Genomic DNA, 16648 nt, shown 5'->3' with positions numbered 1-16648 from the left:
GGATATTACTGAAAAAATTAAAAATTATTCCAACATACAAATTGACTATCAAAATGAAAATGGTTACTACGTAAAATTACGAGATTAAAAAAATATAAAATGAATACAAAACTATTAAAACTTAAAACTATTGGAAGTACAGAAAAATTAGTACTAATGCTTATGCTAGATTTTCCTTCTATTCTTTTATTCAATCTAAGAGCTGGAGATATAGCTAAAGAACTCGGAACAACGAGAAAAAAAATACTTGAAGCAATATCCAATTTGGTTGAAGTTGGTTATATTTATACTAAGGTTGTTTCTTCAAGTTATTCAAGAACAAGTGAATTAACCCCAGAATTTCTAATGTTGATAAATGATGTAGATTTAAACTAAATTGAATCATTAATATATTTGTACAATGGTGTCTTTTTTTAGCATATTTAGACATTATTTAAAATTACTAAAACTTCGTAAATCATTAATTGTAAACATATTATATGTATAAAATTATCATTACTTGTTTAGATTATACCACGAAGCAAGCAAAGGTGAATCATATATTTTTATAATTTATATTTACAATAATTTTCATATACTATGAATTATTCCCCTAAAAGTTTTCGAAACTTAATTTCTATTTCTTTTTTTAACGGATGAATTATTTCTGGAATTTTCTTGTATGCCATAGCAGAATTAAGCAAACCTTCTTTATCTAGACTATCACCCATTGACTTCATAATTTGTCTTTGGTCATAAGCATTAAATATATCACCAGATTCCTGAAAGAAGCTATTTAGTAAGCTTTCAGTTTCTTCATCAAAGTAAATCGAATTAAATTTAAAATACTTCAAAAACTCATTGTGCGCATCACGATATTGTTTACTTGCTTGTCGCTCATTTTCGTCAAAATTTTGACCATCTGGCGTGAATTTAAATGGTGAAATATGCGTAGCTAGTACATTTAAATTATTATTCAAATATTCAAAAGTTTTTTGTAAAACTTCGAATCGCTTTTCGTGAAGCTTGGTAAACTTAAAATTCTCTTTGGATTTTAAATAACTAAGCTCTGCTTGAAACTGAGATATTTCTTTCGAGTGTTCTTTTTTAAGTTGTTCAAGTTTTTCATCAAAGGAATTTCTAACACTACCTTTCACTCGTTCATTTAAATATAATGTTAGCAAAGTTGGTACTAAGCCAATAACAAAAACAACTAAAATATTGCTGTAATCTTCCATTTTTTTTTTAAATATTCGAATTAAATATAGAAATTTTCTTCAGAAGAAATGAATAATGTTAAAGTTTTATTTTTTCTTAAATTTAAACAACTTGTAAAACACTAAATATAAGTTATTTAAAATCAAAACACATTTATATTATGCCACGAAGAAGTGCGAGATGAGTTGTCATTTTTTAGAATATTTAATTCCTCAAAAATACCAATTTTATAACTTCCTTTTCAATTTATCTTATTTCCAAATTTCCAAACAAAAAGCTATCTTCGCTTTTAAAAGAAAAAAGAATATCGAACAAAGAGAATAGATTCTAAAAATCTAACCTTCTATAATCTATTTTCTTTGTTCTCTTTTCTAAAAAATCTAAAATCAGCAATCTAAACTCTAAAATAGTAAATGTCCAATAACCTCCTCGAAACTCCCATCGAATATCTCAAAGGCGTCGGTCCTAACCGTGGCGCTTTGCTTCGCAAGGAATTGGGAATTCATAAGTATGGCCATTTGCTCAATTTTTTTCCGAATCGGTACATTGACAGAACACGTTATTATAAGATCAATGAGTTGCAAAACAATATTGCCGAAGTTCAAATCATCGGCAAAATCATCAACATTAAGACCGTTGAATTTGGCAAAAATCAGAAACGATTGGTCGCCACTTTTGTGGATGATACGGGGCAAATGGAACTCGTTTGGTTTCAAGGTCACAAATGGATTCGCGAAAGTTTGAAGCTCAATGAAATGTGTGTCATTTTTGGGAAATGCACTTCCTTCGGGAACACTTTCAATATGGCGCATCCTGAAATTGAGTTGATGACGGAACACGAACAAAGCCTGCGCTCGGCGATGCAGCCCGTTTATCCTTCGACGGAAACCTTGGCAAATCGAGGAATTTCGAATCGGGTGATTAACAAAATGATGCAACAATTGTTTCAGGAAACACAAGCCCAATTTTCTGAAACCTTGCCTGATTATTTGACCAATGAATTAAAACTGATTCCCAAAAATGCCGCCTTATTCAACATACATTTTCCCATAAGCGCCGAGGCTTTGGCGAAAGCCCAATTCCGATTGAAATTTGAGGAATTGTTCTATATCCAATTGCAATTAATCACGAAAAACCTGATTCGGAAACATAAAATAAAAGGGCATCCGTTTACCAAAGTGGGCGATTATTTCAATGATTTTTACCAAAATCACCTGCCTTTCGAACTGACCAACGCCCAAAAAAGAGTGATCAAGGAAATCCGAATCGATATGGGAAGCAACGCCCAAATGAACCGATTGCTGCAAGGTGACGTAGGTTCCGGAAAAACAATTGTGGCGTTGATGAGCATGTTAATTGCCTTGGATAACGGTTTTCAATCCTGCCTGATGGCACCAACAGAAATCTTGGCCAACCAACATTTTAATGGCTTAACACAATTAGCCAATGATTTGAATATCAATATAAAATTACTCACGGGTTCAACCAAAACTGCCGCTCGAAAAATCATTCACGAAGAACTCGAAAACGGGACTTTGCACATTCTGATTGGCACGCACGCTTTGTTGGAAGACAAGGTAAAATTCCAGAATTTGGGCTTGGCCGTGATTGACGAGCAACATCGTTTTGGAGTGGAACAACGCTCGAAACTTTGGAAGAAAAACGAAATTCCGCCACACATTTTGGTGATGACCGCCACTCCTATTCCGCGGACTTTGGCAATGAGCTTGTATGGCGATTTAGATATTTCGGTGATTGATGAATTGCCACCGGGGAGAAAACCCATTCAAACTGTGCATCGTTTCGACAGCAATCGGTTGAAAGTCTGGAAATTTATTCGTGATGAAATTGCCATTGGCAGACAAATTTATATCGTTTATCCGCTGATTCAGGAATCAGAAAAAATGGATTTCAAGGATTTAATGGACGGTTACGAAAGTGTTTCCAGAGATTTTCCATTGCCAGATTATTCCATTTCCATTCTTCACGGAAAGATGAAACCAGCCGATAAAGATGCCGAAATGAAGCGCTTTTCTGAAGGCAAAACCAATATTATGGTGGCCACAACCGTGATTGAAGTGGGTGTTAATATCCCGAATGCCAGCGTGATGATTATAGAAAGTGCGGAACGTTTTGGATTATCGCAATTGCACCAGCTTCGAGGTCGCGTGGGTCGTGGTGCCGAGCAAAGTTATTGCATCCTGATGACGAGCCACAAATTGAGTTCCGACAGTAAAACCCGAATGGAAACAATGGTAGGCACAAATGATGGTTTCGAAATTGCCGAAGTTGACCTCAAGCTTCGTGGTCCAGGGGATTTAATGGGAACACAGCAAAGTGGCGTGCTCAATCTACAGATTGCCGATATTGTTCGGGACAGGGATATTTTGATATTGGCACGAAATTATGCAATGAAAATTTTGAAGGACGATGCGCCAATGCAAAAGGCGGAAAATGCTATTTTGAGAGCAACTTATATCGAATTGACGAAAAAGAAAAACATTTGGAATTACATTAGTTAAAGTATATGAAATAGTAAGCTCATGACTCTGATTTTCTTTATAAAAACACAGATAAAAACTGATTTTTAAAAATTGGATTTAAACCATTTCCTTTTTTTATAGTCATAAAAGAGTCCGTTTTTAAAAATATTAAAATTCGTACTTATAAGTTGTTAAATAATTCCAAAAACTCCCTTTATTCCAAATTCTAAAACCTAAATTTGTCTTTTTTAACCCAAATAGGTGAAGTCTAATCTCACTTTTTTAATAAATTATGAAATGAGCATAACGGAAATTAAGTTTAAACATTGATAAAGATATATGCGAATTACATATGACCAATAAAAAACAATAAATAGCTACATATGAAACTAAAACATATTATTTATACCTTACTAATAGTCGGATTTGGTGCTTTTATTGCTTACCGAATTACTTCCAACAAAAATAAAAATGATGATTCTAAAGACAAAGGAGGAAAAAACAAAACGACAAACGTAGCCGGGATTGTCGTTCAACCTCAAACTTTCGACAATAATCTCTCCCTTTCGGGTTCTATCGAAGCCAATGAGCAAGTGGAAATCCGCAGCGAGGTTTCCGGAATTGTCGAAGGGATTTATTTCAACGAAGGAAGCAATGTAAGCAAAGGACAATTGCTTTTTAAGGTAAACGATTTGGAATTGAGAGCGCAACTGGGACAAGCCACTACCAAAGAAAATTTGGCATCGGAAAACGAAAGAAGAGCCAAATTGCTGCTACAAAAAGAAGCCATTAGTGAGGAAGAATACGATGTGGCAAGAGCAGATTTAAAATCGGCTCAAGCTCAAAGCCAGTTAATCAAAGCCCAAATTGCTAAAACTTCTGTCAAAGCGCCATTTTCCGGAAAAATTGGATTGCGTTCCATTTCGCCTGGGGCTTATATCACTCCAGCCGTTTTAGTGGCCAAATTAGTCAACATCGGCAAATTGAAAATCACCTTTTCCATTCCTGAAAAATATGCCAACCAAGTTAGAGTCAATTCCAATTTAAGTTTTACGGTAGCCGGTTCAAATGAAGAGTTTGTTGCCAAAATATATGCCATTGAACCCGAAGTGGAAATTTCCACAAGAACATTACAAGTCCGCGCCATTGCCGAAAATAAGGACGGAAAATTATTGCCTGGTACTTTTGCCAACGTAGAATTGCCTTTGGACATCATTAAGGATGCCATCGTGGTTCCATCGGAAGCCATAATTCCTGTTCAGAACGGTAAAAAAGTTTTCATTTCAAATAACGGAAAGGCCAAAGAAGTAATGGTGGAAACGGCAACAAGAACTGATGCTTCTATTTTAGTGCTTTCTGGTTTAAAAGCGGGTGATACACTTATAACAAGCGGCGTAATGAGTTTGAAAAATGATGCTCCGGTAAAAGTGAAAGTAAAATAGATAGCAGATTTCAGATTTCAGTTTGCAGCAAATCCTAAATCACAAATCCTAAATCACAAATTCTAAAATGAGTTTATCCACATTAAGCATAAAAAGACCCGTGTTAACAATCGTTCTCAACTTGACAATCGTCTTGTTTGGAATTATTGGATACAGTTTTCTTGGCGTCAGGGAATTTCCTTCGATAGATCCGGCACAAATTTCGGTTCGGACCAATTATACCGGTGCCAATGCCGATATTATTGAGTCGCAAATTACGGAACCTCTGGAAAAAGCGATTAATTCTATTGATGGAATTCGAAATATCACTTCGTCGAGCAATCAAGGGAGCAGCAATATTACAATAGAATTTAATTTGGGCAAAGATTTAGAAACAGCGGCAAACGATGTTCGGGATAAAGTTTCGCAAGCCATCAGAAATTTACCTCAAGATATCGATTCCCAGCCTATTGTTTCGAAAGCTGACGCCAATAGTGAAGCCATTATTTCAATGACCGTTCAAAGCGATACCCGAAGTGCTTTGGAATTAAGTGATTATGCCGAAAATGTTATCAGCCAACGTTTAGAAACGATTCCTGGAGTGAGCGGAATTCAAATTTGGGGACAAAAAAGATACGCTATGCGTTTGTGGATTGATCCGGAAAAATTGGCTTCTTATGGCATTACGGTTGCCGAAGTTAGAGCAGCGTTAAACAAACAAAACGTAGAATTACCTTCCGGAAAAATAACAGGAAACAATACCGAACTGACCGTTAAAACGGTTGGGAGTTTGACTTCCGCAGAAGAATTCAATAATATAATTATCCGCTCCGATGGCGAAAAAATTGTAAGACTAAGCGACATTGGTCGTGCAAATCTTGATGCGGAAAATATTGAAACCCAAATGACACAATCAGGGACGCCTCTCGTTGGTGTTGCCATTGTGCCACTTCCGGGCGCCAATTATATTGATATTTCCAAGGCGTTTTACAAAGAATTTGACAAATTACAGAAAGATTTACCCAAAGATGTTAAACTCAACATTGCCATTGATAACACTGTTTTCGTAAAAAGATCAGTTCTTGAAGTTGCGGAAACATTGGGAATTTCATTGACCCTGGTAATTTTGATCATCTATTTGTTTTTCAGGGATTGGGCAATTGCTTTTAGACCTTTAATCGATATTCCGGTTTCGTTGATAGCAACATTTTTTATCATGTGGCTTTTCGGATTTTCGATAAATGTCTTGACTTTATTGGCGATTGTATTGGCAACCGGATTAGTTGTCGATGACGGAATTGTCGTCACTGAAAACATTTTCAAGAAAGTCGAACAAGGAATGTCTCCCATCGAAGCCGCAATCAAAGGGTCGAACGAAATCTTTTTTGCCGTGATTTCCATTTCCATCACATTGGCTGCCGTGTTTCTTCCCGTAATATTCCTGGAAGGATTTGTAGGACGATTATTCAGGGAATTTGGTGTCGTCATTGGCGCAGCGGTTTTGGTTTCTGCCTTTGTTTCTTTGACTTTGACCCCCATGTTGAATGCTTATTTAATGAAAGGCGGTGAACAAACAAAGTCAAAATTTTATATCAAAACAGAACCTTTTTTCGAAAAATTAAATGCTACTTATGCCAATTACTTGAAACGTTTTATGAAAAGAAAATGGATTAGTTTTCCCATTATAATTGCATGTTTCGGGTTAATCTATTTATTTTTTAACGTACTTCAAAAAGAAACGGCACCATTAGATGACCGCAGCGGATTTGTTATGCGAATGTCAACTCCCGAAGGTTCAACTTATGAATACACCGATCGATTGATGCAAGAAATTTCGAAATTGGTAGATGATTCCATTCCGGAAAAACAAGTAAGTTTGGTAATCACTGCGCCTGGATTTAGCGGTGGAGGCTCAGTAAATAGTGGCTTTATCCGGATTTCTTTGAAAGATCCAAATCAACGAAAACGATCTCAGATGGATATTGCGGATCAATTAACCAAATTGTCAAAAAAATATCCCGATGCCAAAACATCTGTAATTCAACAACCAACAATTGCGGTAAGTCGTCGTGGTGGTTTGCCAATCCAATACATTATCCAAGCTACAAATTTTGAAAAATTACAAGAAAAAATTCCTTTGTTTATGGATGAAGCCGCAAAAAACGATACTTTTTCCATTACCGATGTAAATCTAAAATTCAACAAACCCGAAATTAACGTAACCATCGATCGTGAAAAAGCTGAAAGTTTAGGGATTTCGGTCATAGATATTGCCCAAACTTTGCAACTTTCGTTAAGCGGACAACGTTTTGGCTACTTTATGAAAAACGGAAAACAATACCAAGTCATAGGGCAATTCGATCAAAAAGACCGTTCAAAACCGTTGGATTTAACTTCGATGTTTGTCAAAAACAACAAAGGGGAATTGATTCAAATGGACAATGTTGTGACCATTGCGGAAAAAAGTAATCCCCCACAATTATACCATAACAACAGATATATGTCGGCAACGGTTTCCGCAGGGCTTTCTCCGGGAAAAAGTATTAGTGACGGAATTAATGCAATGAACGAGATAAAAGCCAAAGTTTTGGACGATTCCTTCACTACCGATTTGGGTGGAGAATCACGTGATTTTGTCGAAAGCAGTTCGAATACTTCCTTTGCCTTTGGATTGGCTTTGCTGTTGATATTTTTAATTCTGGCAGCACAATTCGAAAGTTTTATCGACCCTTTCATTATTATTTTGACAGTGCCAATGGCAGTTGCCGGTGCTTTATTTTCGCTTTGGCTGTTTGACCAAACATGGAATATTTTTAGCCAAATTGGAACCATTATGCTTATTGGTTTGGTAACCAAAAATGGAATTCTGATCGTAGAATTTGCCAACCAATTGCGGGAACAAGGAAAATCTAAAATTGATGCTATCCTTCAAGCTTCGGAAGCACGACTTCGACCAATTTTAATGACCAGTCTAGCCATTGCATTAGGCGCTTTACCGATTGCCTTATCGATAGGAGCTGCTTCAAAAAGTAGAATTGGAATGGGAGTTGTGATTGTTGGAGGAACTATTTTCTCCTTGGTTTTAACCTTATTTGTAATTCCAGCCTTGTATTTAATGTGGTCAAAAGCTCGAAAACATTATCCGGAATTTGACCATATCGATGAATATGAAAAAGAAACTAAATAATTATGATGAATTTTAAAATTCTACTTCAAAGCCTAGTTTTGTTTTTCTTTTGCATCATAAAAATGGATGCCCAAGAAATTTTGACCATAGAAGATGCCGTGAAAATTGCATTGGAAAATAATTACGAAATTAAAATTGCATCAAACGATTTAAAAATTGACAAAACCAACGTGACCTCTGGAAATGCAGGAATGTTGCCAAAAGTCACCGCAACATTAGTAGATAATAATGGGATACAAAATAGTTCACAAACACGGCAAGATGGAACGGTTACTTCACTTGATAATGCGAAAAACAACAGTTTGAATTATGGTGTAGGATTGGATTGGACCATTTTTGATGGTTTCAAAATGTTTGCCAAACTCGACCAATTGAAAGAATTGCAAAAGTTAGGGGAAGCGCAATTAAAACTAACCATAATAACAAAAATAAGTGATGTAAATGCTGCCTATTTTGATTTGGTCCAGCAACAACAGCAATTGGCGGCTTTAGACACAACTATCGTGATTTCAAATCAAAGACTGGATTTGGCACAAAATCGTTTTATCATCGGGAAGGCTTCAAAATTGGAAGTTTTGAATGCACAAGTTGACTTGAATACAGACAAAGTTGCGCTGTTGAGACAAAAAGAATTGTATAAAAACACCAAAATTTTATTGAACCAAATTCTTGCTAGAGATTCAAAAACTGATTTTAAAGTGGTTGATGCGATTATCATTGACGGCAATTTATTGCTTCCTGAATTATCGGCTTTGGCTGAAAAACAAAATCCACAATTGGAGACCCAGATTATCAATAAGAGAGTTTCAGAATTGCAATTGAAACAAATAAAGGCGGCGCGATATCCAACTGTGAACGTGAATACGGGTTATAACTTTTCAGAAAGTCACTCCAGTCTTGGGTTTACTTCACAATCATCGGCTCGAGGACTTAATTACGGATTCAAAGCATCATTAAATTTGTTTGACGGACTTTCGCAAAATCGTAACGAGAAAATTGCGCAAATTCAAATTGATAATTCCAAGATAGCAATTGAACAGCAGAATTTAGCGCTAAATTCCCAGTTGGCTATTTCTTATCAAACTTATTTGACAAATCTGGAATTGATTGATTTGGAAGAAAAAAACGAAGCTATTGCCAAACAAAACCTGAATATTACGTTAGACAAATTCCGAATCGGAACCATAACCACATTAGAATTTAGAACGGCACAATTGAATTATATCAATGCAAAAGTGAGAAATAGCAATGCTCAATTTCAAGCCAAATTATCTGAAATTGCTTTGAAGGAATTGGCTGGAAATCTTGCCTTTTAATTTTTTTTTGAGTTAAATCAATAACTGTAAAAATATAAAAGTTTACAATAAAATTGATTTCTTACGACACATAAAGACTTTGCAACTTTGTTCCTTCCTGACTTTGAACCTCAAGAAACATTGATTATATTTGCAATCTTGAAAAAATCATAAAATGAAAATATCTTACAACTGGTTAAAACAATTCATTAAAATAGACTGGAAATCCGAGGAAACCGCTGCGTTATTGACAGATTTAGGTCTTGAAGTAGAAATGGTTGAAAAATACCAATCGGTAAAAGGCGGATTGGAAGGTATTGTTGTAGGGCACGTTCTTACCTGCATTCAACATCCTGACGCTGATCGATTGAAAATAACAACGGTAGATTTAGGTAACGGTGTTCCGGTTCAAATTGTATGTGGTGCTTCGAATGTTGCTGCTGGTCAAAAAGTGCCTGTTGCCACTATTGGAACCACATTATATGACAAAGAAGGCGTTGCTTTTCAAATAAAAAAAGGAAAAATTCGCGGACAAGAAAGCCACGGAATGATTTGTGCCGAAGACGAATTAGGTCTTGGAACAAGCCACGAAGGAATAATGATACTTGACGATTCCATTGTCGCTGGAACATTGGCTGCAAATGTTTTTAATATCGAAAATGACGAAGTCTTTGAAATCGGACTCACGCCTAATCGTGCCGACGCAATGAGTCATCTGGGAACAGCTCGTGATTTGAGAGCCGGTTTAATGCAAAGCGGAGTAAATGTTGAATTGATTACCCCATCCGTGAGCAATTTTAGAGTAGATATGAGAACGCTAAAAATTGATGTGAGCGTTGAGGATTCCATTCTTGCCCCAAGATATTGTGGGCTAACCATTTCTGGAATTACTGTGAAATCCTCTCCGAGCTGGTTGCAAAACCGCTTGAAAGCCATTGGCATCAATCCAAAAAATAACATAGTAGATGTTACCAATTATGTTTTACACGAATTAGGCCAACCGCTTCACGCCTTTGATGCGTCAAAAATAAACGGTAAAATAATCGTAAAAACACTTCCTTCGGGAACCAAATTTACTACACTGGATGATGTAGAAAGAACCTTGCATGAAGAAGATCTAATGATTTGTGACGAAAAAGGACCTTTATGTATCGCTGGAGTTTTTGGTGGAAAAAATTCTGGTGTTTCAGAAAACACTACCTCTATCTTCCTTGAAAGTGCCTATTTTAATCCTGTAAGCATTCGCAAAAGTGCCAAAAGACATCAATTAAATACCGATGCTTCTTTCCGATTTGAAAGAGGAATTGACCCAACCATTACGGAATATGCTTTGAAACGAGCAGCCTTATTGATTCAGGAAGTTGCCGGAGGTGAAATAACATCCGATATTATTGGTATTTACCCGAAGAAAATTGAAGATTTCTCGGTTGTTTTGAATTTCAACAATGTAAAGAAAATTATTGGTCAAGAATTATCAAAGGAAATTATTAAAAACATATTAGCTTCGTTAGAAATCAAAATAAACAGCGTTTCTGATGCTGGATTAGGTTTGATAATTCCTTCTTATCGCGTTGATGTTCAAAGAGAAATTGATGTTATCGAAGAAATTCTGAGAGTTTATGGATATAACAATATCAATTTTTCGGAGAAATTGAATGCCACGGTTTCAAACTCTCCAAGAACTGAAGATTATAAAGTTCAAAATGTCATTGCAACCCAATTGAACTCTCAAGGATTCAACGAAATGATGGCCAACTCCTTGACGACTCCATCTTATGTTCAGTTATCAGAAATATTAAAAGAGGAACACAATGTGATGATGTTAAATCCGCTGAGCAATGATTTGGCAGCAATGAGACAATCTTTATTATTCTCGGGATTGGAAGCCATTTCATATAATATCAATCGTAGAAATTCGGATTTGAAATTGTTTGAATTTGGAAAAACCTACCATAAATTCCCATCAGGCTATGAAGAACACAAGCATTTAACGATGTTTGTGACAGGAAATAGAAACCAAGAAAGTTGGACAAATGTCCAAAAAACTTCTGATTTCTTTTTATTCAAAGGCTACGTAAATGGAGTGCTTTCGAGACTGGGTATTCAAAAAACACAAAATCTTCCGATGACTTCCGATGTTTTTTCTGAAGGAATCGCAATAGGTTTTGGAAATGACATACTTGTTGAATTGGGTGTCGTGAAAAAATCAGTTTTGAAACATTTTGACATTAAGCAAGAAGTTTTGTTTGCCGACTTTAATTGGGCTTTGATTTTAAAACTACTTTCCAATAAAATAAAATTCACCGAAATTCCAAAATATCCTGAAGTTCGCAGAGATTTATCGTTGTTATTAGACGAAAACGTTTCTTTCGAAACCATATACAACATTGCCAGACAAACGGAGAAATCATTATTGAAGGACGTTAATTTGTTTGACGTGTACCAAGGCAAAAATCTTCCGGAAGGCAAAAAATCGTATGCCGTTAGTTTTACCATTCAGGACAATACAAAAACCTTGACCGATGTTCAAATTGACAAAATTATGGGCAAGTTGCAGAAGAATTTTGAAGAGGAATTGGGTGCTAGTTTGAGGTAATTATTCAACCATATAAGGCATTTAAGGACATTTAAGTTGCACGGTTTTAATTGTATAAAAGTATAAATGCCAATCCTAAAATTAGGATTGGCATTTATATTTAACATATCTTCTAATATCTTGCTAAATTAGGAATTTAATTCCTAATTAGCAGGTTTTTTACAAAAAAAAGCTCCACATTGCTGCAGAGCTTTCTATAGTACTGAAATATTTTTTCTAACTTCTAAAATAAACAATTCCTAAAGTCACTGCTATTTGCCCAATCCAAAAAATGAACATCCATTTTATAATGTCAGATTTTACATTTGCCAAATCTTCTTTAGTTGCCAGTACATCTTTCTCCTTGTCGAAAGTTCTTTCAACTTTGCTCTCAACATATTCTGTAAGTGCTTTGGCCTCATTTTCACCCAGTTTTCCTTTAAGAATATTGTACATTTCTATGGTTGAAATTGCATTCATAATGAATAGATTTTAAACAAATTTACAAAAATAATTCTAATTACAATCCCTCGAAAAAAAATCACAAAAAAAAGTCCCACATTTCTGTGGGACTCCTCTATATTCAAACGATTAAAAGATTATTTCTTTTTCTCGTTTTTTTCCATTTTTGCTTTCAAACCAGCAAGAATATCATTTGCATCACCTAAAGTTGCAGCTGGTGCATTATTTGTAGATGCTGCTGTTTCGGCAACCGCTTTAACCACTTTCTCTTCTTCTTCACGGAAGATGGCAGTGTGAGAGGCAACTACTCTTTTGAATTCTTTGTTGAATTCGATTACTTTGAAATCAGCAGTTTCGCCTTTTTTCAATTTCTTTCCGTCTTCTTTTTCAAGGTGACGTGTAGGAATGAAAGCAACGATGTCTTCGCCAAATTCTACAGTAGCTCCTTTGTCAACAATTTCAGAAATTTCACCTGAGTGGATAGTTCCAACTGCGAAAGATTCTTCATATTGATCCCAAGGATTAGGAGTAGTTTGTTTATGACCCAAAGATAATTTACGTCCTTCAACATCTAATTCTAATACTACTACGTCCAATTTTTCACCAACATTTACAAATTCTGATGGATGTTTGATTTTTTTGGTCCAAGATAAATCTGAGATGTAAATCAATCCGTCGATACCTTCTTCTAATTCTACGAAAATTCCGAAGTTTGTAAAGTTTCTAACGATACCTGTATGTTTAGAACCTACTGGGTATTTAGCAGTGATATCAGTCCAAGGATCTTGTGACAATTGTTTGATACCTAATGACATTTTACGGTCATCTCTGTCTAAAGTTAAGATAACAGCTTCAACAACATCTCCTACTTTTACGAAATCTTGTGCAGAACGTAAATGAGTAGACCATGACATTTCAGAAACGTGGATCAAACCTTCAACACCTTCAGCAACTTCGATAAATGCACCATAATCAGCGATTACAACTACTTTACCTTTTACTTTGTCTCCAATAGCTAATTTAGCGTCAAGAGCATCCCAAGGGTGAGCGTTCAATTGTTTCAATCCTAATTGGATTCTTGTTTTCTCGTCATCAAAATCAAGGATTACCACGTTAAGAACTTGGTCTAATTCAAGAACTTCAGATGGATGGTTGATTCTTGACCAAGAAAGGTCAGTAATGTGGATTAATCCATCAACACCACCAAGGTCAATAAACACACCGTAAGAAGTAATGTTTTTAACAACACCTTCTAATACTTGTCCTTTTTGTAATTTTCCGATGATTTCTTTTTTCTGTACTTCAATATCCGCTTCGATAAGCGCTTTGTGAGAAACAACAACGTTTTTGAATTCGTGGTTGATTTTCACCACTTTGAATTCCATCATTTTGTTTACATATACATCGTAGTCTCTAATTGGTTTAACATCAATTTGAGAACCTGGTAAGAAAGCTTCAATTCCGAAAACGTCAACGATCATACCACCTTTAGTTCTGCATTTTACAAAACCATTAACGATTTCACCAGTTTCGTTAGCCGAAATAACTCTATCCCAAGATTTGATAGTACGTGCTTTTCTGTGAGACAATACTAATTGACCTGTTTTATCCTCACGGATGTCAATCAATACTTCTACTTTGTCACCTACTTTTAAAGCTGGATTGTAACGGAATTCGTTCAATGAAATAACACCTTCCGATTTTGCGTTGATATCAACGATAACGTCTCTATCAGTAATTCTAACAACGATACCTTCAACTACTTCTTCTTGATCTGTCGCGATAAAAGTTTTTGAAACTAGGTCTTCGAATTCTTGTAAGTTTTTTTGATCCACTGCATCAATACCTTCTTCAAAGTTGTGCCAGTTAAAATTTGCTAAAAACTCTTCTTGTGATTTTACTTGTTCAGACATGCTGATTAAAAATTTGTATTCCGTGTTTTCTCGAGTTTCATAACGTGCTAGAAAACAACAGAAGTTGTTTGTATAATTAGTCTTTACCCAAAGGAAACTCTTATTCACCAAAAGGTGTGCAAAAGTAATTCTTTTTTATTTATCTGCAAAATAATTTCAAGGAGATAATCAATTGATTCTTAGGAGCACAACTTTTTGGGGTTTTTATGTGCATTGCTCCTGCTTTTCGTTGCAATCTCGTCATTGCGAGCTTGCGAAGCAATCTCACTATAACAAGGATTTCCACTGCAATCGGGGCTATTTATGACTTTTAGAGATTTCAACACCTTTGTCAAAGTTCAAAACTTTGACAAAGGTTCTTTCTACCAAATCCCATCATTTTTAAGAAGCCATAAAACTAGGACAAAGACATCCTAAAAATCAAATAATTAGCTAAAAATAAAAAATAATTTTTTTAAAATTTTGTAAGAAAAAAATTCTATATTTGATTTGTAATAAATGCCCGAAGTTTATTAGACAAAGCAGCCCAATAAAGGATGTATTATGATGATTCAGTCGTCACTATAAACGAGTTATGCGTCATACTGCCCAAACCAACTTAAAATAAATAATCTCAGAATAATTTGTAATGAAAATTAAATTCCCTTGTTCAAAATGTTTTATTGAACGAATAGAAACAATAGATTTCATTCAAGTTCAAGACGAAAGTTTATATTTTTACACTTGTTCTCAAGGTCATAAAAATGTATACTTTGAAAAAAATGAAAAGTTTGAGTTATTGATGGAATCAGCTGTATATGCAATTCTTGATGGCTATTATAGAGAAGCAGTTTCATCAATGTCGGCAAGTTTGGAACGCTTACAAGAATTTGCTATTAAAGTATTATATAAAGAAAGTGAAGTTTCAGATGAACTCTTCAAAACAACTTGGAAAGAAGTGAGCCAACAATCAGAAAGACAGCTTGGCGCATTTATATTTTTATATACTCAAAAATACAAATCTATTCCGGATAATTTAAATAGTAATGAAAGAAGCTTTAGAAACGATATTATTCATAAAGGAAAATTTCCAACTTATGAAGAAACTACAAAATATGGACAAAGAATTTTAGACATTACATTTAACATTCTTAATATGCTTAGAAGTACATCTGAGCAAACAATAAGAAATTTTGCAAACGAAAAACAAGAAGAAATGTTTAGAAAGTTTGAAGAAATTAAGGAAAATCCATTTACAGTTTTATTACCAAACATAATAAACTTGCATTATCATATTTCAAGTTTTGAAAAATCAAACTTAGTTGAATATTTAGAATTAGTTAAAGTAAAACATAATAAAAAAAGTACGAACACATAACACTTTCTACTAGTGAACGTTAGCAATAATTTTAACTTCAACAAAATGACCGAATTAAGTAATGAAGAAACATCTAAATTAGACGAGATTTTAATGTTTTTAAATGATACGAAAGGTTATAGTTATGAAAAACCTTTCTTAATTGAAAAATTTGAAATTTCATTAGAACAGTATGATTTTTTATATAATAAAATTGTAGAATTTTCACTAAACGAACATTCGATAGGGAATATTTTAGATCGTGAAAAAAGATATGCGACAATTGAATGTGATTTTTCAACAGAACGTTTTATTCAAAGTGGGGGATTTAAAGGGTATTATAACTTGAAAAAAGAAAAAGAATTGCAGCAAAGTCAATCTAATATTAATAACATTTTTAATGGCTCAATAAAAAATTCCAAAATAGAAATTGATAATTCATCTCAAAAAAATACTAACAAAAGCATAACCAAAATTCTTGAGCAAAAAAAAGAAAATAAACTTCTTGAATTTATTTCTAAATTTTGGTGGCAAATATTGATACCTTTTGCTTTGATTGTTGGTGGACTTTTAGTTGATAAATATTATTTTAAATAAAAAACTATTGCACAACTACGGTTTTGTAAATTGCTCGATTTGTGCTAATGGAAAATATAATTTTTATAACTTCGTTTGCAGTAATGGAAAAAGAAGTGTTTAAAAAGTCGCACCAGAATTGTAGTAGCGGAGACGTTGGCGAACAGTTTGTAAAATTTAAAAAATAAATCTGAATAACACTA

Annotated in this window: 11 protein-coding genes; 8 read left to right on the top strand and 3 right to left on the bottom strand. The window is 34.6% G+C overall.

Annotated elements, in window-relative coordinates:
- Positions 1-99 precede the first annotated feature (99 nt).
- Positions 100-375 (top strand): hypothetical protein, encoded by a 276-nt coding sequence (locus tag B2145_RS14995; RefSeq protein ID WP_291103970.1) that lies wholly within the window; start codon positions 100-102, stop codon positions 373-375.
- A 209-nt stretch (positions 376-584) separates the two neighbouring features.
- Here the strand turns inward: B2145_RS14995 and B2145_RS14990 are convergent, their stop codons facing one another.
- On the bottom strand, positions 585-1217 hold the full coding sequence (locus B2145_RS14990) for a hypothetical protein (RefSeq protein ID WP_291103967.1): 633 nt from the start codon (positions 1215-1217) through the stop codon (positions 585-587).
- A 393-nt stretch (positions 1218-1610) separates the two neighbouring features.
- Between B2145_RS14990 and recG the strand changes: the two genes are divergently transcribed.
- The 5 genes from recG (at position 1611) to pheT (ending at position 12179) form a co-directional block, all read left to right on the top strand.
- The gene (gene recG / locus B2145_RS14985) at positions 1611-3719 is read left to right on the top strand and encodes an ATP-dependent DNA helicase RecG (protein ID WP_291103965.1); all 2109 of its coding nucleotides are present in this window, start codon (positions 1611-1613) and stop codon (positions 3717-3719) included.
- Between the two features lie 344 nt (positions 3720-4063).
- Positions 4064-5122, top strand: a complete 1059-nt coding sequence (locus tag B2145_RS14980) for an efflux RND transporter periplasmic adaptor subunit (protein WP_291103962.1) — start codon at positions 4064-4066, stop codon at positions 5120-5122.
- 67 nt (positions 5123-5189) lie between these two features.
- On the top strand, positions 5190-8288 hold the full coding sequence (locus tag B2145_RS14975) for an efflux RND transporter permease subunit (protein WP_291103959.1): 3099 nt from the start codon (positions 5190-5192) through the stop codon (positions 8286-8288).
- Positions 8289-8293: 5 nt separating this feature from the next.
- On the top strand, positions 8294-9604 hold the full coding sequence (locus B2145_RS14970; protein ID WP_291104501.1) for a TolC family protein: 1311 nt from the start codon (positions 8294-8296) through the stop codon (positions 9602-9604).
- Between the two features lie 154 nt (positions 9605-9758).
- Positions 9759-12179 (top strand): phenylalanine--tRNA ligase subunit beta, encoded by a 2421-nt coding sequence (gene pheT / locus B2145_RS14965; RefSeq protein WP_291103956.1) that lies wholly within the window; start codon positions 9759-9761, stop codon positions 12177-12179.
- Positions 12180-12395: 216 nt separating this feature from the next.
- Here the strand turns inward: pheT and B2145_RS14960 are convergent, their stop codons facing one another.
- Together B2145_RS14960 and rpsA are read right to left on the bottom strand one after the other, a co-directional pair.
- The gene (locus B2145_RS14960) at positions 12396-12638 is read right to left on the bottom strand and encodes a hypothetical protein (protein WP_291103953.1); all 243 of its coding nucleotides are present in this window, start codon (positions 12636-12638) and stop codon (positions 12396-12398) included.
- A 119-nt stretch (positions 12639-12757) separates the two neighbouring features.
- The gene (gene rpsA / locus B2145_RS14955; protein WP_291103950.1) at positions 12758-14533 is read right to left on the bottom strand and encodes a 30S ribosomal protein S1; all 1776 of its coding nucleotides are present in this window, start codon (positions 14531-14533) and stop codon (positions 12758-12760) included.
- A gap of 628 nt (positions 14534-15161) precedes the next feature.
- On the opposite strand from rpsA, the gene B2145_RS14950 reads away from it, so the two are divergent.
- Positions 15162-15890 carry a hypothetical protein gene (locus tag B2145_RS14950; RefSeq protein ID WP_291103947.1) on the top strand — a complete coding sequence of 243 codons (729 nt, stop codon included), beginning with the start codon at positions 15162-15164 and terminating at the stop codon, positions 15888-15890.
- Between the two features lie 45 nt (positions 15891-15935).
- Positions 15936-16466: a hypothetical protein gene (locus tag B2145_RS14945; RefSeq protein WP_291103944.1), complete on the top strand. Its 531-nt coding sequence runs from the start codon at positions 15936-15938 to the stop codon at positions 16464-16466.
- Positions 16467-16648: the final 182 nt, after the last annotated feature.

The sequence above is a fragment of the Flavobacterium sp. UBA5153 genome, assembly GCA_002413745.1.
Taxonomy (GTDB): Bacteria; Bacteroidota; Bacteroidia; order Flavobacteriales; family Flavobacteriaceae; genus Flavobacterium.
The sequence above is the reverse complement of the archived record's forward strand: the minus strand, read 5'-3'. Positions and strand labels throughout refer to the sequence as shown.